The following is a 19810-nucleotide window of genomic DNA, read 5'->3' as shown; positions in this document are numbered from 1 at the left end:
CACGCATGGTTCCCGCCGTGAGCACCTCCATTCCCCACCCCGACTTCTCGGCCGAGCGGTTCACCCGATGTCCGGATGCGCGCTTCCAACCCGCACCCGCGGACGGGGTGCTACCCGAGGGCTTCTTCACCACGACGAACCTGCCCACCTACGTGCGCATCGGCGGCGCGTGGCGGATGCCTCGTGAGCCACGCATGGACGGGGCGCTGGTGCTGGACGAGGGGGGCGCCCTGTGGACCCGGGAAGGACGCCGGGTGAAGGCGGGGGAGCGCGTGGTGGTGGGGCTCGCGGAGGACGGCTCCGAGGGCGTCTACGTCAACACGGCGTACCTGGGGGGCGGCGGGGAGGGCGAGTTCAAGTTCATGACCAGCGAGGTGTCCCGGGAGAAGCCCATCGACTACGCGCAGATGGCGCGGGTGCTGGTGGAGGAGCGCGAGCGGGGCGGCTATCCGGTGTGGGTGGCGGGGCCGGCGCTGGTGCACTCGCGGGCGCGCGCGGACATGACGTGGTTCATCGCGCATCGCTTCGTGGGCGCGCTCCTGGCGGGCAACGCGGTGGCGGTGCACGACATCGAGGCCTCCATCTTCGGCACCACGCTGGGGATGAGCGGGACGGGTGAGGCGACGTCGGGCGGTCACGGCCTGCACATGCGCGCCATCAACAAGGTGCGCGCGGCGGGCTCCATCGCGAAGGCGGTGGAGGCGGGCGTCATCACCAACGGCATCATGCACGCGTGTGTCGTGCACCGGGTCCCCTTCGTCCTCACCGGCTCCATCCGCGACGACGGGCCGCTGCCGGACGTGGTGACGGACAACGTCGCGGGGCAGGACGCCATGCGCCGCCACACCGTGAAGGCCACCATGGCGGTGATGGTCGCCACCGCGCTGCACGCCATCGCCACCGGCAACATGCTGCCGGCGTTCATCACGGAGCAGGATGGCTCGCTGCGGGAGCTGTCCACCATCTGCGTGGACTCGTCCGAGTTCGTGGTGAGCAAGCTCAAGGACCGCGGCACGCACCAGGCCTTCGGCGTGGTGACCAACGCGCAGGACTTCATGCACATCCTGCGGCTGTACGTGGAGCGCGAGCTGTCCGCGCGCGGCCTGTCGCTGTGAGCGGCGTCGGCGGCGCGCCTACCGCGACGCCAGCCGACCCGTCGTGTCGATGAGGAACGCGCCGGCCTCCGACTCCACCTGGAGGCCCTGGCGCGCCTCGGCCAGCGCCGTCACCATCCCCGGCACACTCCAGACGCGCTCGGTGCCCAGCTCCAGCACGCGGCCGTCCGCCGTGCCCGCGTAGCGCGACGTCAGCACCGTGTACGTCGCGTCGGGCGGCAGCGCCCGGGCCAGCAGCTCCAGGCGCTCCACGTACTCGCCCTCGCTCGCGTCCTCGGCGTCGGGCAACGCGTGCCACGCCACGTCGAGCACCGGCTCCACCTGGAAGGCCGCGTCCAGGGCCACGATGCCCTCGCCCGTGGCCACGAAGAGGCGCGCTCCCACGCGCTCGAGCGCCACGCACGCGCCGCCCGGCGACTCCCCGTCGAGCGAGACGACGCGCTCGGCGTGGCCCCGCTTCGTCAGCACCTCCAGCCCCTGCTCGGTGCAGGCGACGAGGCGCCCCGCGAAGGGCTCCAGCGCCACGGGGCCACCCCCCAGCGTGGAGGGAGAGGAGAGAGCGAGCGCCGCGACGACCGGGAGGGCGGAGAGCATGACTCCCACACCCATTGCGAACGCCGGGCCAGCCCGTGTCCCCTGGGAGATGCCTCGCGGGGTGTCCTCCCCCGGCCACAGGTGCGGCCGGGGGACAGCGCCTCGCGGGGAGCGAGGCTCAGTACGACTCCTCGGGGACGTCCATCAGGTCCAGCGTGCCCTGCTCGACCATGCGCGCGGCGTGGGCGAGGCCGGGGAGGACCTCCGCGCAGTACCAGCGGGCGCTGGCGAGCTTGCCCACGTAGAAGGCGCGGTCGCCGGGGTTGGCCTTCATCCGCTCCAGGGCCACGCCCGCGTGGCGCACCAGCAGCCAGCCGATGACGACCTCGGCGACGCCGGCCAGCACGCGGTTGCCCTGCAGGCCCACGTGGTAGACGGACTCGCCCAGCTTGCCCAGCAGCGTGCCCAGCATCTGCTCCAGGTCGCCCAGCGCCTTGCCCAGCGCGGCGCGCTCGGCCTGGAGCTCTCCGCCGCCCAGCTCACCGTCCGCCGTCTCGCGAATCTGCGACAGCAGGCCCTGCAGCGTGGCGCCGCCGTCCTTGGCCACCTTGCGCATCAGCAGGTCGAGCGCCTGGATGTGCGTGGTGCCCTCGTAGAGCGTGTCGATCTTCTGGTCCCGGATGTACTGCTCCACCGGGTAGTCCTGCAGGTAGCCGGAGCCGCCGTGCACCTGGAGCGACAGCGCCAGCAGCTCGTACGCCTTCTCCGAGCAGTAGCCCTTCACCAGCGGCAGCAGCATGTCGTTGAGCGCGTCCTGCTCGCCCGCCTCCATGGCGCGGTGGCCGCCCTTGATTTCCACGCCGTCCTGCACGGACGCGGTGAAGAGGCACAGGGCGCGCATGCCTTCCGCGAACGCCTTCTGCGCCATCAGCATGCGGCGCACGTCCGGGTGCTGGAAGATGGGCACGCGCGGCGCCGTCTTGTTGCGCGCCTGCATCAGGTCCGAGCCCTGCAGGCGCTCCTTGGAGAAGGACAGCGCGCGCTGGTAGCCGGCGGACAGCGTGGCCATGGACTTCACGCCCACCGCCATGCGCGCCTGCTCGATGATGTAGAACATCTGGCGGATGCCGTCGTGCACCTCGCCCAGGAGCAGGCCGCGGGACGGCTGACCGTCGCCGAACGTCAGCTCGCAGGTGACGGAGCCCTTGAGCCCCATCTTCTTCTCCAGCTTGGTGCAGACCACGCCGTTGCGCTCACCCAGGCTGCCGTCCTCGTTCACCCAGAACTTGGGGACGACGAACAGCGACAGGCCCTTGGTGCCCGGGGCCGCGCCGTCCGGGCGCGCCAGCACCATGTGGATGACGTTCTCGGACATGTCCGAGTCGCCGTTGGTGATGAAGCGCTTGACGCCTTCGATCTCCCAGATTTCGCCGCCCACGTGACGGGCCTTGGTGCGCGCGGCGCCCACGTCGCTGCCGGCGTCGGGCTCGGTGAGCACCATGGTGCCGCCCCAGCGCTTCTCCAGCATGTGTGGCAGGAAGCGGCGCTTCTGCGCGTCCGTGCCCAGCCGGTCGACGATGCGCGCCAGCAGGTTGCCCAGCGTGTAGAAGGCCAGCGACGCGTTGGCGCCCACCATCAGCTCGAAGGCCGCCCAGCCCAGCGACGGCGGCGCGCCCAGGCCGCCCAGGTGCGTCGGCTGCTCCAGGAGGTGCATGCCCGCGTCGAAGAAGGCGTTCATCGACTTCTTCAGGCCCGGCGGCAACGTCACCACGCCGTCCTCCAGCTTGGGCGGCGTGTGCTCGGCCTCGTCGAAGGAGGGCGCCAGCTCGTTCGTGCACAGCGTGGCGAACGTCTGCAGCATCTGCCGCGCCGCCGTCTCGTCCAGGTCTCCAAAGGGCGCCTTCCCGAGGGACGTGCGGCCGATGTCCAGGAACTCGAACAGGTTGAATTCGATATCGCGCAGGTTGGGGGTGTAGTGGTTCGCGGACGACGACATCTGGGACTCCTCACTGGGGACGAATGCGCCCGGGAGGGTAGCCGAGATTGATTTTCGGGTCAGCCGCGCTGGATGACGCACCCGGACACGACGAAGGGCCCCCGGGGAACCGGCCCCAGGGGCCCTTCATGGGCGCGTCACGTGTGGGTGAAGTGCGTCAGCCCTGCTTGAGCTGGAGCGTGGGCATGGCGCCCTCGCCGAGGACGAGGTGGACCTGGCCCACCTTGGCGGCGAGGTCCTTGTAGGCCTCCAGCTCCTTGAGGCGCACCATGAGCGGGTTCTCCGCGAGCACCTTCGCCGTCTGCGCGAGGGAGCGGGTGGCGGCGGTCTCCTCGCGGCGCATGATGACGTTGGCCTCGGCCTCCTTCTGGGCCTGGATGACGCGGTTGAGCAGCTCCTTCATGTCGCCCGGCAGCACGACGTCCTTGATGCCGAAGCGCAGCACCTCCAGGCCCACGGCGGCGGCGCGCTCGGCCACCTGGGTGTGGAGGACGGCGGCCACCTCGTCGCGCGCGGCGAGCAGCTCGTCCAGCGTGCGGGCGGCCACGGCCTCGCGGGCCGCCAACTGCATGGCGAGGTAGAGGATGTCGTCCGGCGTGCGGGCGACGACGGCGAGCCGGCGCGCGTCCGCCACGCGGAAGGCCGCGGACAGGTTGAGGCGCAGGGTGACGCGGTCCTTGGTCATCACCTCCTGGCCGGTGACGTGGAGCAGCCGCTCGCGCAGGTCGATGACGGCCAACTGGACCTTGCGGGAGACCGTCCACGCCGCGTGACGGCCGGCGGGCAGCACCGCGTCCAGCGCGCCGTCGACGTAGCGCAGCACCACGCACCCCTCGGTGGCGGTGGCCTCCGTGTAGTCGCTGGCGGGGACGAGAGGGCGGATGTCGTCGCGCAGCGGCTCGGCCTCGAGGCGGAGCGTGTCGATGCGCTCCACGCTCACCGCGGGGGCGCCGGGCTCCCGGTCGCGGGCGGGGAGGCGCTCCACCGTCCACAGCGCGTGCTGGCCACGGCCGAGCCACTTGTAGGGGCGGCCCCGGTGGAAGACGAGGGCGCGATCGTCGGCGCCCAGGGTGATGACCTGGAGGTCCGACTCCGGCACGAGCGGGAGCAGGGCGGTGTCGAGGTCCGTCAGCGGCATGCCGGTGGCAACGCGCACGATGCGCACGGACTTGAAGGGGTAGGTCAGCCGGTGGCGGCCGGGGGTGAGGTAACGCGTGGGCTGCTCATCCACCAGGACGAACGCCCGCTCGTGCTGCCCGACATCCACACGCATGAAGAAGCTCATCGCGCACCTCCCTCCTCCCCGAGCGGGGAGATCGATGTGACCGGGACGCGAGGTGGCGCGATGACGCGTGCGTCCCGGGGACTGCTGGAAAAGTGAAGACCCCGCCCTTCACGGGCGGGCGCCGCTGACTGCGTGCCCGAGCACCCTCCCCACATCCCGCGCTCGTGGGCCGGACCGACCGCGGACGGCGACGGGGACTCCCGCTGATGGCGCGGGGTGGCCCTGTCGCCCTGGCGGAGGGGCGGGCTTCACAGCGGAGGAGGGTGGAGGGAGCGGGCCAGCGGGCTCGCCGGCTCGGAGCGGGGTCTTCGGGTCAGAACCGATTTTGTGCTCGGGTCATGAACGAAGGATTCGAACCTTCTACCGCAAGATTGGGGATCTTGTGCTCTACCAGGATGAGCTAGTTCAGTCGGGTCCCGTGAGGGGCCCGTGGCGAATTGACGGAGGCCGTTCGGACGTACTCGATGCGAGAGAACCCCTGCGACGATGGACCCGGAAAAAAACCTCCTCCAGCGTGGCAACGCAGAGCGTCCCACGTGGACTCGGGAGCCCGGGGACAGTCCCGAGGTACCTCAGAGTCGCGTCGGGGCGGAGGGACGCAGGTGTCCCGCGTGGGCTGACACGGGAATTCAGCGCGACGCGCGAGGCAGCGAGGCCCGCCACGCCGTGAGCTCGGTGATGAAGGCGGCAGGGGGCGGTGGGCGCGGAGGGGAGGTCCGGTCGTGCAGGAGGGCGCCCACCAGGTGTCGGCGCGCCTCGCCCGAGGAGAAGGGCGACACGTGCTGCTCGCGCCAGTCCGACAGCTCCCGGGCCAAGGCCTCGGCGCTCTCGTGGCGCGCGTCGCGGTCGGTGCTCAGCGCGCGTCGGAGGATTTCCCGGAGCGGTGGGTCCAGGGTGGGGTTGAAGGTCTCCGCCGGCGTCAGTCGCCCCTCGACGATGTCCCGCAGGATGGAGAAGTCGGACTCCATGCCGAAGGGGAGGGTCGCGCACAGCATCCGGTACAGCAACAGGCCCACGACATACACATCCGAGCGCGCATCCAACGGTCGGCCGTGGCATTGCTCCGGTGAGAGATAGAGGCGTTTGCCCTGGAGGACGCCCGCCCCTGGCGGGGGCGGAATCCGCTCGATGCCGAACCCCTCGAGCTTCACGTCGCCCGTGAACGTCACGCGCGCCGACCCTGGGGACAGGGCATCGTGGGTGACGCCGCCAGGCTGACCTCGTTCGTCGCGGAAGGTGTGCGCCGCGTGCAGCGCGCGACACACGTCGATGATGATGCCCACGGCGAAGGCGGAGGGAAGCCACGGCAGGCCCTTCCTCCGGGCGGCGTGCTCCAACTGGTGCAGGTCCGTCGCGTCCAGTCCCTCGGAGGTGAGGTACCACGCGTCATCGACCTGCCCGAGCTCGAGGACGCGTCGGATGTTCTCGTGACGGAGGTCCATGGCGATCCGGGCGCCCCGTCGAAAGTCCTCCAGGAACGCCGGGTCTCGCGTCGACGTCTCGAACACCCACAGGAGCGACACGTCCGGGGCGTCCCGGGGCCAGGTCGGGCCTCGCGCCTGATACCGCACGCCGTGGTGGTCCACCTCCAGCTTCCGTTCCAGGACGAAGGGGCCGAATCGGGTCGTCATGACGTGCCGGGGGACGTTACCGCAATCCCTGTCGACGCGTGACCCGGCACCTTCGTCTGGAATGTCGGGCGGGTGCCGCGCGCTAATCGGCCGTGCCCGCGGGTTCGGATTCGAGCGGCGCGTTCGGGATGGGGTGCTGCGTCTTCTCCGTGGGCTTCTCCACGGTGGCGGAGGGCGCGGACGGGACGGGCTGGCACGTGCCGACCCCCTTGGGGTGCGAGTGCTTTCCGTCCTTCGACTTCAGCGCGCAGAGCGTGGTGGCGAGCGTGGGCTTCGCCACCTGCGGCCCGGGGGCCGGCGTCGCGTCCGGCTCCTTCGTGGTGTCGCCTCCGGACGAGACGTTGACCGGAGGGGGCTCGCCGCGCGTGCTGGCCTGGCCCTCGCTGGCCGACGTGGAGGAGGCCGTCGCGTATGCGTTGGGGGCGGGCTTCTTCGCGGCCTCGCCCAGGGCGTCCGCCATCCGCAGGTTGCTCTCGTGCATCTGGTCGAGCGTGGACTGCGTGGATTCGCGCTGGTTCTCGAGGGTGCTCTGGTAGCGCTCGCGCTCCTCCGCCATGACGGCGAGTGACTCCTCGCGCTCCTCCTTCAGGCGCTGCTGGTACTCCTCGCGCTCCTGCTCCATCCGGGCGCGGTTCGCCTCCCGCTCCTTCTCCTGCTTCGCGAGCAGCGCGTCGCGCTCCTCGGAGACCTGGGTGAGCTGCGCTTCCACCTCGCCCTTGTCGGTGGCGAGCACCTTCTCGGCGGTGGCGAGGCAGCCGTCGAGCACCTTCTCGTCGGACTCGCGCTCGGGGAGCGGCTCCCCGCGGTTCCAGGCGACCATCGCGCTGCTCTGCCAGCGGTAGTCGGCATGCATCACGCACTCCTGGACCAGCCGCGTCAGCCGGTCCTCGGACCACTCCGGCTTGGGTCTCGCGCAGGGGCCGACCTCCTCCTTCACCCTGGAGAGGAAGGAGCGGGTCTGCTTCACCCAGCATCCGTCCCGCTGCTCCACCTTCACCGTCGCGCATCCACTCAACGCCACCGCGAGCACCACCGCCGACGCCACTCGCCCCATGTCTCCCCCTCTCGCCGTGCCCGTACGCGAGTGCGTACCCGCATGCAGGATAGGGACGGCGGGGTTGTGCGCCCATTCAGCCAACCCCTTCGGCCCTGGTGGCATGTCCAGGGCGCGACGGATGCGGGCAGGCGGGCGGGCGCGTCCCGCGCCACCTTGCGTGGGGTGCCCGACGCTTCACGGGCCGCCGAGGTCGAGGCGCACGGCCCTTCGTTCAGTGGAGCAAGGCCCTCGTGTGCGTGAGCAGCTCCGGTCCGCCGGGCTCGCCATGGCCGGGGATGACCACGCGCGCCTCGGGGTAGCGCTGACGCGCGCGGTCCAGGCTCGCGGGCCACGCGGCCACGTCCGCGTCCGACAGGTTGCCCAGGTCCTTCGCCTCGGCGTCCTTCACGAAGCATCCGCCGAAGAGCACGCCGCTCTTCTCGTGCCATACGACGACGTTGTCCCGCGCATGGCCCGCACCGGGGAAGAACAGCGCCACGGGCCCCAGCGTCAGCGAGTCCGTGAACGTCTGTCCGGGCACCGGGAAGGCGTGCTCCGCCGACAGCTTCGCCGTCAGCTCCAGCGCATGCACGGGGATGCCCTGCGCGGCGAGCGCGGGAATCCCGCCCGTGCGGTCCTCGTGGAAGTGCGTGGAGACCGCGACGCGCACCGGGCGGTGCAGCGTCTCACGGGCCCACGTGAGGAGCAGCGCGCCGTGGGTCGCGTTCCAGCCCGTGTCGACGAGGATGGTCTCCTCTCCGTCCTCGATGAACAGGCCATTGGCCGAGACACGGCCGAAGCGTCCCGCGTCCGCCGTCGTCTGGTGCAGCCACACGCCCGGCGCGATGCCACGCACCGTGACGTCCTCCGCGAGCTGGTACACCGGGAAGCCCGTCGACCCGGAGGCCAGGTCCACCGTGGGCGGCGCGGCGCGGTCCGGCGTCGAGGTGCAGGCGGGGCCCAGCGAGAGCAGGGCGCAGAAGACGAGCGAGCGAGGGAGACGAAGGGGCATGGGGCGGGTTCCAGGGGAATCGGCGCGAGAATCCATCTCGCCGAGGCCGCGCGCATGTGCAAGTCACATGCACGGCTCGACGTGGCCCGTCGGCCGCACGGACGCCTGGGACGTGGGGCGGACTCGCGACGGGCCGCGTGGCCCCGAGGTGACAGGTCCACCTGTTCGGAGCGGCGCGGTCCTGGCGCCCGAGCGGGACGCGAGCCTGGGATGGGCCCGCCGACGGGAAGCGCGGTCCCGAGGCGACACTCCTTCGCCCCTGTGTCCCCTCAACCGCGTCCTCGATGCTCCGCTGCCAGGAGGCATGCCCGGGCCGGGCGCCCAGACGCGAGGTCGCGGCGCGCGGAGCCTAGTGACGCTCGACGTCCCACCAGCCGAACCACATGGTCCGCTGCTCGGCGAGCTGGACCCAGCCGGTCGCGTGGGTATACGCGCGAGGGAACAGGCCGGCGTCCGTCATCGCGCGCGCCGTCTCCTCGAAGGAATACAGGTGCAGCGTCACCGCCGGGCCCGCGGTCTGGACCTCGTGCCGGGCCTCTTCGTGGCCCTCGAGTCCAGGCCTGCGCTCCAGCACGGTGAGCAGCGCGCGGCCCCCGGGCTCCAGCGTGGAGGCGAGGTGTCCCAGGACACGAGGCAGGTCGTCGCAGAAGTCCAGGCACCCGATGGCGAGGGCCGCTTGGAAGCGACCCCACTCCTCGGGGAAGGGCTGGTAGTAGCTGTGGCGGTGCCACGCACCGGCGGGGCGGGCTCGTCGCGCCAGCTCCAACATCTCCGGTGACAGGTCCGTGCCCACCACGTCGACGGTGAGCGGGAGGTCCCGCGTGTGGAGCCCCGGTCCGCAGCCGACGTCGAGCACCCGGCTGTCTGCCGCGACCGCCTCCGCGAGGAAGCGCTCCACGCGGTCTTCATACCGGTGCAGCACGGGGAAGAGTGCCTCGTACGCGGGCGCGATCTCTCCATAGACCTGCCCGACCTCCTCCTCCTGGTGCTTCCGCGACATGATGCCCGTGACTTCCTCTCGCTCCTGGTGTCCCGCTCAGCGCCCGCGCGCGGTGCCGCACTCCGGGCAGAACTTCGCGCGCTCCGGCAGCTCGTGGCCGCACCCGCCGCAGTGCTGGTTCTTCGCGACGAGCGCCTCGCCACATTCGGCGCAGTACCTCCCGCCGTCCACTTTCGCGCCACAGCGGGGACACGCGACGACCGCGCGGTGCGACTGCATGTCCAGCTGGGCGACGTGGTCCACGGTGCGCGCCTTCTCGCGCGCCTGCTCCACCGCGACGTGTGCCTGGATGGACGCCGCCTCTTCCGCGAGGTCCGGCGCACACGCCTCGCACAAGCCGCGCGCCACGTTCCAGCAGGAGCTGGGGCACACCCACTTGCCACAACGGGTGCAGTTCTTGAAGTGCTGCTTGCCCGACTCCACCGCCGACGCATAGGCGTCGTCCCAGCCCTTGCCTCGCAGTGCGTCCTTGAGGTGCGTGCCCGCCTGCGCCGCGCGGCCTATCGTCCCGCCGAAGAACGAGCCGGCCGCGCGCAGGACGCCGGAGGCCATGCCCACCGTGCTCGCGATGAACGGCGACATGTGGCCGTTGCCACACTTGTCGCAGAAGAACTCGAACTGGAAGCCGTAGTCGTTCGAGCGGTCGGTGTAGTTCCGCGTGAACTGGATCATCGACATGACGTGCGCGCCCCTGGAGACACGCGGACACGCTAGCACGGTCCGCCTCGGTCCCCGACCTGACGGAACACCGCCAGCGAGCGGCCCACCAGTTCGAACCTCCGCGCCGCCGCCTCCTCGCCGCGGGTGTCATCCGCCGTGTACAGCTCCAGCTCCCAATGCTGGGCGGAGGCCGCGGGGGGCAGGGTGAAGGCCACCGGCTCGTGGTGGGCGTTGAGCAGCACCAGCAGGGCGTCGCCGATGACGCGCTGTCCTCGCTCGTCCGGCGTGGGGATGGCGTCGCCGCCGAGCAGGAACGCCAACGCGCGCGCGGAGGGCTTCTTCCAGTCCTCCTCCACCATCTCCGCCCCGTCCGGGCGCAACCACGTCAGGTCCTTGTGCTCGGAGTCCCACAGGTGCGCGCCCTTGAAGTAGCGGCGGCGCTGGAGCACGGGCTGCCCATGGCGGAACTGGATGAGCTTGCGCGTGAACTCCAGCAGCCGCCGGGCGCGCTCGTCCAGCTCCCACTCCACCCAGGAGCGCTCGTTGTCCTGGCAGTAGGCGTTGTTGTTGCCCCGCTGCGTGCGGCCCATCTCGTCGCCCGCGACGATCATGGGCACGCCGGTGGACAGGAAGAGCGACGCGAGCAGGTTGCGCTTCTGCCGCTCGCGCAGCGCGATGATGTCCCCGTCGTCCGTCTCTCCCTCCACGCCGCAGTTCCAGGATTGGTTGTCGTCCGCGCCGTCGCGGTTGTGCTCGCCGTTGGCCTCGTTGTGTTTCTGGCTGTACGTGACCAGGTCGTGCAGCGTGAAGCCGTCGTGCGCGGTGACGAAGTTGATGCTCGCCTGCGGCTTGCGCCGCGCCTCCGCGTACAGGTCCGAGTTGCCCGTCAGCCGGTAGCCCAGCTCGCTCGCGAGGTTCTCGTCGCCCTTCCAGTAGCGGCGCAGCGCGTCCCGGTACTTGCCGTTCCACTCGCGCCACGGCGCCGGGAAGCCGCCCACCTGGTAGCCCCCGAGCCCCACGTCCCACGGCTCCGCGATGAGCTTCACCCGGCCGAGCACGGGGTCCTGCTGGAGGATCTGGAACAGCGCCGCGTCCGGCTCGAACGAACCGTCCCCCGTGCGCCCGAGCACCGTGGCCAGGTCGAAGCGGAACCCGTCCACGTGCATCTCGTTCACCCAGTAGCGCAGGCTGTCCACGATGAGGCGCGCGGCCTGCGGGTTGGACGCGTTGACGCTGTTGCCGCACCCGGTGAAGTCCAGGAAGTAGCGCGCGTCCGGCATCAGCCAGTAGTAGCTGGCGTTGTCGATGCCCTTGAGCGACAGCGTGGGCCCCAGGTGGTTGCCCTCGCAGGTGTGGTTGTAGACGACGTCGAGGAGGACCTCGAGCCCGGCTGAGTGCAGCGTGCGCACCATGGCCTTGAACTCGGCCACGGCCGCGCCCGGCGTCTTGCGGCTGGCGTAGTACGCCTCCGGCGCGAAGAAGCCGAGCGTGTTGTAGCCCCAGTAGTTGGACAGCTTCTTGTCGTTGAGGAACGAGTCGTCCGCGAAGGCGTGCACGGGCAGCAGCTCCACCGACGTGACGCCCAGCTCCTGGAGGTGCTCGATGATGGGCGGCGAGGCGAGGCCCGCGTAGGTGCCGCGCAGGTGCTCGGGCACGTCGGGGTGGCGCATGGTGAGGCCGCGCACGTGCGCCTCGTAGATGACCGTCTTCCTCCAGGGCGTCTCCGGACGTCGGTCGTTGCCCCAGTCGAAGTAGTCGCTCACCACGACGCCCTTGGGCATGCCGGCCGCGCTGTCGCGCTCGTCGCGCACCAGGTCCTGCTGCGCCTGCCCGAGCGGATAGCCGAACACCGGCTGCTTCCAGTCCACGTCGCCGTGGAGGGCCTTGGCGTACGGGTCCACCAGCAGCTTGTGCGGATTGCAGCGGTGCCCCTTCGACGGCTCGTAGGGGCCATGGACACGCAGGCCGTACAGCGTGCCGGGCTCCAGGCCGGGGAGGTAGCCGTGGTGGACGAAGTCGGTGGCCTCGGGGAGCGTGAAGTGTTCGGTTTCGCGCGCCGGATTCGCGGGGTCGAAGAGGCAGACGTCGATGCGCGTCGCCACCTGCGAGAAGACGGCGAAGTTGACACCCTGGCCGTCGAACGTCGCGCCACGGGGCCAGGGCTTGCCTGGCCAGACCTCCCTGCTCATACGGGCTCTCGATTCCTGTCGAAGGAGAATGCCCGCCCAATGTGGGATGGCCCCCCTGGACCGGCAACCGTCAGGCGGCGGTTGCGTGGTCCAGTGAGCGCCACGTCCCCAGCGCCCAGTCCTCCTCCTCCGGGTCGTCGAAGCTCACCACGCACAGCGCGCGGTGCCGGCCGGAGCTGCACAGCGCCGTCAGCCGGCAGTCACCCGGCTCCACGTGCAGCGAGGCCCGCCCGCTCACCCGCTTGCCCCGGTGCTCCAGCGCCAGCGCCCGACGCTCCTCCGTCGTGGGCAGCACGCCGTCGTCCGCCGAGTCCTCCAGCGGCACGAAGCGCACGCTGCGGCGATGGTCGCGCGCCACCCACGTCCCGTCCCCCAGGTACGCCTCCGCGAGCGAACCCGGGATGCGAATCTCCCAGCCCGCCGGCAACACCACCTGCACCGCCCCACGCCGGTAGCCCAGCGGCGGTCCTCGCGCCGGGTGCTTCTCCGCCTGGGCGTGGACCTCCTCCGCCAGGGTGCCTCCCACGCCGAGATAGCCGAGCACCTCGCGCCACTCGCGCCAGGGATAGGCGAGGCCCGGGTCCTCTCGCCAGGCCAGCTCCAGCGTGCGCGCCACCTCGCGCAGCAGGCGCCGCTCCTCGTCCAGCAGGGGCGCGCGCCAGACGACGTCCGTCCACAACCGGCACTGCGCGCGGCCCAGCCGGGCACTCGCGCCCGCGCCGGGCTTCCACCAGGGGAACACGTCCATGCCCCGGCGAGGGTCGTCGTACACGCCGCGCAGCCAACGCTCGTCGCGAGGCCCCAGCGGCGTGAGGAGCGCGCCGGGATGTTCGAAGGTGTGGCCGAAGCGCATGGACATGGCGAAGCGCGACTCGCCCCGGCCGCGCAGGCGCAACACCTGCCCCACGGACGCCTGGAGCCAGGCGAGCATGTGCACCTCCACCGGCCCCGCGTCACCCGTGTGGAAGTAGCCCGTGGGGTCGCCCACGCCCTCCGCGTCGTCCGGGTCCGTCCAGGCGATGTCGAACTCCCGACCGAGCGCACGCAGCAGGTCGCAGAGGAAGACGTGGTAGCCCGGCCCCACCGCGGACGTCTCCGCGGAGACCACCAGCCGCGTGTCCGGCATGGCCAGCACGGAGACCTCTCCGGCCGCGGGATGCAGCCGCAGCTTCAACGTGGGCGCGCCGCGCGGCCCCGTCTCGAGGTGGCTGTCCTGCAGCCATTCGTCCGCGCCTTGCCGGAACCAGCGCTCCACCGAGCGGAGCCAGGCGCGGGGGTCTTCAGGTGGCGACGGAAGAGACGCGTTCCCCCCACGTCGTCCCGCCAGCAGCAACTTCACACTCATCACACCTCACTCGGGTTGGCGCTCCAAGTCTTGTCAGGAAAGCGCGCTTCCACCTGAAGGTGCCACCGACCCGGTGTGCCTGCCGTCACGTGCTCCACGTCGCGCGGAAGCCCTGGCGTGTGGACGCGCCCCTGTCCGACCGGCTGCTTCGCGCGCGCCACATCCGGCACCCGCGTGGAAGCGGGTCGCGCGGCCCGTGAGGTGGAGGCCGCGCGAGGTGAACGGTGATTCAGTTCTGCGGGGCGCTGGTGGCGGCCGGAGCGCCGGGGGTCTTCTTCGCGTTGGCGGCGACCTTCGCCGCGATGCGGGCCCACGCCTCCTGCTGCTGCAGCGGCTCCAGGGACGGCTCCGCGCCCAGGGCGTTGACGCCGTCGAAGCCCTCGTTGGCGGCGCGCTCCAGCCAGATGAGGGCCTCGTCGGCGCTGCCGGCGCGCGCGGCGATGACGCCGGCGAAGAAGAGGGCCCCGGGGTGACGGAAGCCGTCGTTCCACGCGCGGCGGTAGAGGAACAGCGCGTCCTCGTAGCGGCCGTCCTCCAGCAGCTTGTCGGCCTCCGCGCCGAGCCGACGCGCCTCGCTCTCGTCCGGACGCGTGGCGGGCGGGATGGGGCCGGTGGGGGACTGGGGGTCGTTGGTGTGCGTGGTGGCGCAGGCCGCGAGGTGGAGGACGGCGAGGACCATGATGAGACGACGCATGCGGGTGTGCTCCTGGAAGGGGTGACGCGGGAGGGACGCTGCCAAGCCCTGGGCGTGCGGGCAAGCAGGCCCCGGGTGTCCGCGAGCGGTGCGGGGCCCAGGTTCCAGTGGAAGGAGGCGGACATGCGCAAGAAGGACGAACACGATGTGTTGCACATCCCACCCGAAGCGGTCCCTCCCGCGCCGGACCACGACGCCGGCGCCGGGCACGAGCAACCCCCACGCCACCGCGCGCCACCGACGCTGCAGCCCGACGGCGGCCCCGGAGGCACCCCGGGCGCCGATGACACCCCTCGCATCATCGAGCCGCAGACCACTCCCGGGCGCTACCCCGGCGTCAGCGTGAGCTGAACGTCACGACTCCGTCACGCGGGAGGCCCGGAGACGACGATGCCCACGCCGGTGGAGGGCGTGGGCATCGTGGCTGCTTCGGGCTGTCGGAGCCGGGTCAGCGCTGCAGCGGCGTGGGCGCGGGCGTCGTGCCGCGGTTGTCCGGCGCGTACGGGTCCTCGCGGTTGGTCGGGTCGGGCGAGGTCACGTCGCCATCGCCGGCGGTGCCCGGGTCCGTGGTGCCGTCATCGACGTTGCCGGAGCCACCCGTGCCCGGGTCGAGCGTCGGGTCGCTGCCGGGCGCGGGGCTCAGCGACGGGTCGCTGCCGGGCGCGGGGGTCGGCGTGGGCTCCTCCACGCCCGTGCCGCCCGTGCCCGGGGGCTCCGTGCCGTCCGGAGGTGGCGTCACCGCCGGGTCGTCCATGCCCGGGCGGCCCGTGCCGCCGGTGCCCGGGTCGGTGGACGTGCCCGAGGGGGGCGGCGGCGTCTGGGTGTCATTGCCCGGGGTGTCCGAGGACGGGGCGGTCGTGTCGCTCTTCTTCGCGCTCGAGTCGGACTTGCACCCGGTTCCCAGCGCGAGGGCGCCGGCCGCGAGAGATGCCAGGACGAGCTGCGTCTTGAGGAACTTCTTCATGGTGGTTCTCCCACTGAGAAGGTTGGAATGGCTTGGATTGGGTACGGCTGGCTGCTGCTGGTCGGGAACGTGAGCAGCCCTCGCGCGCCCTGCAGCGTCCGCTCCTCCGGCCGGCTGCTCCTCGGGCGGAAGCGGGAACAGGGCCGCGCGCCCCTTGTCTCCGGGAGAGTGTTCGTCAGGCGTCGCCGTTCGGACCCACGAGCCGACGCTGGTCGTCCCCGCGCGTGCCTTGCGCGCGACGCCGCAGCGACTCGCGCCAACCCGGTGTCAGCAGCGGACAGTCGGCCAGCAACGCGGCCGCCTCCGGCGCGTGGTCGTGCATGGCGTGGTTGGCGAACGCGACGGTGAAGGCCGGGAAGGGGCGCTCCAGCAGCTCCACCGCGTCGCCCTCCGCGACGGGGCCTTCCTCCAGCACGCGGACGTACCACCCGGTGCGCCCCGTCTGCTGGAGCAGCGCGGGCAGCTCCTTGCGCCGCCAGCGCCTCGCGGGCTTCCAGCACGGCTGACGCGGCTGCGACACCTGCACGCGCGCGCCGCCCACGCGCAGCACGTCGCCGATGCAGACGGTGGACTCGTCGCCGCCGGAGAGCGTCCAGTTCTCCCCGAAGGCGCCCGCCGCCAGGTCGTCATGCGCCAGGCGCTCGCGCCAGAAGTCGTAGTGGGACAAGGGATAGGCGAGGACGGCCTTCTCCGGTCCGCCATGGACGCGCAGGTCCGCCTGCCCGTCTCCCGCCAGCCCCGTGAGCGACAGCCACAGCGGCCCTCGCACGGGCTCCTTGTGGATGGCGCTCGTCCAGGGACGCTCCATCGGGTCCGCCGCGCCGGCGGTACCCAGCTCGCGAGGGAGTCCCACGCGCAGCGACACGATGCGGGGCGGGTTGGCGTCCATCGCTCACGCGACAAAGCAGGCGCGCACGTCGGTGTCCAGCGAATCGGCGGCCCCGCCCGCGCCGCGACACCGGGTCCGGGGCACGGGCCGCGAGCAGCCCGCGGGTGTCCTCCTCCCGCGGGCCCTGGAGGGCCACCGAGGGCCCTCACGGGAGGCGCTCGGGCTGGAGCGCGTCCCGCGGGGCCCCACACCTCAGTAGCCGGTGCCGCCGTCGATGACGGAGCCGCCCGTCGGGGGCAGGAACGTCCCGGACGTGTTGTCGTCGGCGTTGCTCGGGAGCGTGGTGGTGCTGTTCGAGCCCGCGCCCACGCCGGAGCCGCCCACGCCCACGCCCGCGTCCGCGCCCGGAACGGCCGCCGAGCCCGGCAGGGGGGTGCTCGCGCCCGGCGTGGTCGTCGTGGTGCCCGGGGTCGTCGTCGTGGGCGGCGCGGGCGTCGTGACGCCGGGGGTGCTCGTGGTGGTGCCCGGCGGCGTGGTCGTCGTGCCCGTCGGGTACGTGGTGCCCGGCGTGGTGGTCGAGTTGGCCGGCGGGACGGCGCCCGGGTTGGTCGCGTCCTGCTGGGTGGGCGTGCCGGGGACGACGCCCGGCGTCGTCGAGCCCGGCTGCGGGTTGGGCACCTGCGGCTGCGTGGTCGTCGAGCCCGCGCCTCCCGTGCCCGGCTGCGTGGTGGTGTCGGCCTGGGCGACCATCACCGGGGCTTCCGTGGAGCTGCAGGCCGTGCCCAGCACGAGGCCGCCCGCGACGACGCCCGTCCACAACCACCGTCCCGTCCTGTTCTTCGCCATTGCCTTCCTCCTCTCGGGGTGTGTGCAGCGAAAGCCGTCAGCTCATGCGCGTGGCGTGTTCGGGGCCGGGGGCCGGCGTGGCGCGCTCCTTGGCGGCGGTGTCCAGCTCGGCGCGGTGCTTGCGGCGCTTGCGCTGCGACAGCACCAGCAGGATGGCGGGGAACGCCACCAGCATGACGAGCAGGTTGGTGGCGAAGCCCACACAGGCCAGCACGCCGATGGAGTTGAGGCCCGGGTGCTTCGCCAGGAAGAGGGCGCCGAAGCCCAGCGCGCTCGTCAGCAGGCCTCCCGAGATGGCGCGGCCCGTCTCCGAATACACCGCGACGAAGTCGCTGCCCGGCGACGACAGCCGCGTCAGCAGGTGGACGCCCGCGTCCACCGTGGTCCCGATGAGCACGGGGATGATGAGGATGTTGAGGTAGTTGAAGTCCAACCCCACCAGCGGCATCAGCCCCACCAGGGCCAGCAGCGACACCACGGTGGGCGCCATGCACAACAGCGCGATGCGCAGGCCACCCAGCGTCATCCACATGGCCAGCAACACCGCCAGCGTCGTGCCTCCGAGGATGAGCGGCGCCTCGTGGGTCACCATCTCCAGGATGTCCGCCATCACCATCGACTCGCCGGCGGCGGCCACGCGTCCCCCGTCCGCCACCGGCGTGCCGCGCACCTCGCGCGCCAGCGCCCGCACGGCCTTGCCGTCCGACTGGTTCACCGCGGGATACACGAGCACGAAGCTGCCCGGCACGCCGTGTCGCCCGAGGAACTGCTGGCGCACGCTCTCCGGCAGGTCGTCGCGCGTGAAGGGCGGGGACGCGGTCTGCTCACGCAGTTGGTCCAGTTGCTCGCGCAGCCTCGGGGTGAGGCGCGACTTGGGCACCTGGTCCAGCAGCCTCGCGATGTCCGCGAGCACCTGCTGCTTGCGCGGCTGGTCGCGCGGCACGAGCGACGACAGCGAGGCGACGAAGTCGATGGTGGAGTCCGGGCCCTGTTCGCGTTGGCGCTCGACGAGCGCCGTGGCCATCGCGTGCTCCTGCTCCGGCCCGTTGGTGAGCACCACCACCGGCGTCTGCGAGTAGCCGATGATGCGGTTCACCTGCGTGTCCAACACGAACGAGGGCAGGTCCTGGTCCCAGAGGGTGCCGAAGTCGTAGTCGAACTTCACCCGGCGCATCTGCGTGAAGAGCCCCACCAGCACCACCGCCGACACCACGGAGATGGCCACCCGGTGGCGCACGAGCAGCCGCCCCATGGAGGACTCCTTGGGGGACACGGCCGCGCGCCGGGGTCGCCAGCCCCACCGCGCCGTGAGCCCCAGGAGCGCCGGCAGCACCAGCACGTAGGCCGCCACCAGCACCACCATGCCGATGCCCGCGATGACGCCGAACTCGCGGAACGCGCGCAGTTGTGACGTGCCCAGCACGAAGAACGTCAGCGCCGCCACCAGCGCGGACACCAGCGCCGCGCCACCGGTGTGCGTGAAGGACTCGCGCGTGGCCTGTTCGGAGTGCTCGCCCTCCGCGCGCAGGTGCAGGTAGCGCCCCAGGAGGTGGATGCCGTGCTCGATGCCCAGGCCCCCGAGGATGGCGCCGAGGAAGCCCGTCAGCAGGTTCACCTGCCCGTACACCAGGCCCACCAGGCCGTACGTCCACGCCAGGCCCGCGCCCACCGGCACCAGCACCAGCCCCACCGCCAGCGCGCTGCGGAAGTGGAAGATGAGGTAGAGCAGCATCAGCGCCGTGGCCACCGCCGACGACACCGCGATGTCGCGCAGGATTTGTTTCTGCTGGTCCAGCTTCTTCTGGAACGTGCCGGTGATTTCCGTGTGGAAGCCAGGCCCGTACTTCGACAGGTCCTGCGCGGTGAGCAGCCCCTGCACCTCGTCCACCACGCGGCGCGAGTAGTCCAGGTCCGCCGACGTCACCTCCGGCTTCACGAGGATGACCACCCGCCGCGCGTCGGGGTCCAGGTAGTAGTCCTCGCGGGTGGAGGACAGGCGCTGGCCGGCGGCGCCGCCGTACTTCGCCTCCAGGTCGGAGAAGTCGAGCGAGGGCGCCGGTTCGTCCACCAGCGGCACGTACAGCGGATTGGCGCGCGCCTTCTCCCACTGCAGCCGCGCGTCGAGCCGGCGGTAGACCTCGCGCAGGTCGGCCTCGGAGAGGAAGTAGAGGGCCTTGTCGCGGAAGAAGGCGCCCGGGCGCTGCTTCTCGACGAAGCGGATGCTCGGCAGGTCGGCCAGCTTGGGCGCGACGTCGTCGGCGAAGCGCCGCAGCGATTCGGCGTCGCCTCCTTCCCCCACCACCGCAATCCAGCCGAGCGCGCCGAACCGCTCCTCGAGCGCTCGCAGGTCCTGCACGCTCTCGAAGGACCGGGGAAGCAGATCCACGAGGTTGGCGTTCAGACGCAGCGTGCGGGCAAAGAAACCTCCCAATGCGGCCAGCAACACCGCCACCGCCAGCGCGAGCGCTGGTCGGCGGTGGCTGCGAGCGGCCAGGCTCCCCAGCGACCGTTCCACGCGCGCCATCCAACGGCGCTCCGTCTGCTCTGGTGTCGTCGGCTCCGTGTCCATCCGTCGTCGCGGCTGTCCGCCCTCCAGGCGCCCGGACCCTTCCGGTGGCCTGGACGACGGCACGGCGTCCCCTCTGTCGGGCGCCCGCGAAGCGCGAGGCCCATG

Annotated in this window: 17 protein-coding genes; 2 read left to right on the top strand and 15 right to left on the bottom strand. The window is 71.8% G+C overall.

From position 1 onward, the window contains the following. Positions 1-5 precede the first annotated feature (5 nt). A complete protein-coding gene (locus LZ198_RS05605) occupies positions 6-1115 on the top strand; it encodes a putative NPN-dependent ornithine cyclodeaminase (protein WP_253970838.1) in 1110 nt (369 codons plus the stop codon). A gap of 18 nt (positions 1116-1133) precedes the next feature. On the opposite strand, the gene LZ198_RS05600 is transcribed toward LZ198_RS05605, so the two are convergent. The 11 genes from LZ198_RS05600 to LZ198_RS05550 form a co-directional block, all read right to left on the bottom strand. Next, a complete protein-coding gene (locus tag LZ198_RS05600) occupies positions 1134-1709 on the bottom strand; it encodes a hypothetical protein (protein WP_253970837.1) in 576 nt (191 codons plus the stop codon). A gap of 118 nt (positions 1710-1827) precedes the next feature. After that, a complete protein-coding gene (locus LZ198_RS05595; RefSeq protein ID WP_253970836.1) occupies positions 1828-3645 on the bottom strand; it encodes an acyl-CoA dehydrogenase in 1818 nt (605 codons plus the stop codon). A 157-nt stretch (positions 3646-3802) separates the two neighbouring features. Then, positions 3803-4930: a slipin family protein gene (locus LZ198_RS05590; RefSeq protein ID WP_253970835.1), complete on the bottom strand. Its 1128-nt coding sequence runs from the start codon at positions 4928-4930 to the stop codon at positions 3803-3805. Positions 4931-5559: 629 nt separating this feature from the next. Continuing rightward, complete coding sequence (locus LZ198_RS05585; RefSeq protein WP_253970834.1) at positions 5560-6561, bottom strand: serine/threonine protein kinase; 1002 nt, start codon at positions 6559-6561, stop codon at positions 5560-5562. 82 nt (positions 6562-6643) lie between these two features. Continuing rightward, complete coding sequence (locus tag LZ198_RS05580; protein WP_253970833.1) at positions 6644-7615, bottom strand: hypothetical protein; 972 nt, start codon at positions 7613-7615, stop codon at positions 6644-6646. Between the two features lie 214 nt (positions 7616-7829). Continuing rightward, entirely contained in the window at positions 7830-8609 is a 780-nt protein-coding gene (gene bla / locus LZ198_RS05575) for a subclass B1 metallo-beta-lactamase (RefSeq protein ID WP_253970832.1), read from the bottom strand. 349 nt (positions 8610-8958) lie between these two features. Next, the gene (locus LZ198_RS05570; RefSeq protein WP_253970831.1) at positions 8959-9609 is read right to left on the bottom strand and encodes a class I SAM-dependent methyltransferase; all 651 of its coding nucleotides are present in this window, start codon (positions 9607-9609) and stop codon (positions 8959-8961) included. Positions 9610-9645: 36 nt separating this feature from the next. Next, positions 9646-10287 (bottom strand): zinc ribbon domain-containing protein, encoded by a 642-nt coding sequence (locus LZ198_RS05565; RefSeq protein ID WP_253970830.1) that lies wholly within the window; start codon positions 10285-10287, stop codon positions 9646-9648. A 32-nt stretch (positions 10288-10319) separates the two neighbouring features. Continuing rightward, positions 10320-12458 carry a glycogen debranching protein GlgX gene (gene glgX, locus LZ198_RS05560; RefSeq protein WP_253970829.1) on the bottom strand — a complete coding sequence of 713 codons (2139 nt, stop codon included), beginning with the start codon at positions 12456-12458 and terminating at the stop codon, positions 10320-10322. A 70-nt stretch (positions 12459-12528) separates the two neighbouring features. Beyond that, on the bottom strand, positions 12529-13803 hold the full coding sequence (locus LZ198_RS05555; protein WP_253970828.1) for a hypothetical protein: 1275 nt from the start codon (positions 13801-13803) through the stop codon (positions 12529-12531). Between the two features lie 229 nt (positions 13804-14032). After that, on the bottom strand, positions 14033-14497 hold the full coding sequence (locus LZ198_RS05550) for a hypothetical protein (RefSeq protein ID WP_253970827.1): 465 nt from the start codon (positions 14495-14497) through the stop codon (positions 14033-14035). 123 nt (positions 14498-14620) lie between these two features. Here LZ198_RS05550 and LZ198_RS05545 point away from each other — a divergent pair, with 123 nt between their 5' ends. Beyond that, positions 14621-14848 carry a hypothetical protein gene (locus tag LZ198_RS05545; protein ID WP_253970826.1) on the top strand — a complete coding sequence of 76 codons (228 nt, stop codon included), beginning with the start codon at positions 14621-14623 and terminating at the stop codon, positions 14846-14848. A 97-nt stretch (positions 14849-14945) separates the two neighbouring features. Here LZ198_RS05545 and LZ198_RS05540 read toward each other — a convergent pair whose 3' ends face one another. The 4 genes from LZ198_RS05540 to LZ198_RS05525 form a co-directional block, all read right to left on the bottom strand. Then, positions 14946-15461, bottom strand: coding sequence for a hypothetical protein (locus LZ198_RS05540; protein WP_253970825.1), 516 nt, complete (start codon positions 15459-15461; stop codon positions 14946-14948). A gap of 175 nt (positions 15462-15636) precedes the next feature. Next, the gene (locus LZ198_RS05535) at positions 15637-16350 is read right to left on the bottom strand and encodes an MOSC domain-containing protein (RefSeq protein WP_253970824.1); all 714 of its coding nucleotides are present in this window, start codon (positions 16348-16350) and stop codon (positions 15637-15639) included. Positions 16351-16542: 192 nt separating this feature from the next. Next, complete coding sequence (locus tag LZ198_RS05530; protein WP_253970823.1) at positions 16543-17136, bottom strand: Erp protein; 594 nt, start codon at positions 17134-17136, stop codon at positions 16543-16545. Between the two features lie 37 nt (positions 17137-17173). Continuing rightward, complete coding sequence (locus tag LZ198_RS05525; protein WP_253970822.1) at positions 17174-19660, bottom strand: efflux RND transporter permease subunit; 2487 nt, start codon at positions 19658-19660, stop codon at positions 17174-17176. Positions 19661-19810 lie beyond the last annotated feature (150 nt).

The sequence above is a fragment of the Myxococcus dinghuensis genome, assembly GCF_024198235.1.
GTDB lineage: Bacteria > Myxococcota > Myxococcia > Myxococcales > Myxococcaceae > Myxococcus > Myxococcus dinghuensis.
Note: the sequence above shows the minus strand (reverse complement) of the source record. Positions and strands in the feature narration are given on the sequence as shown.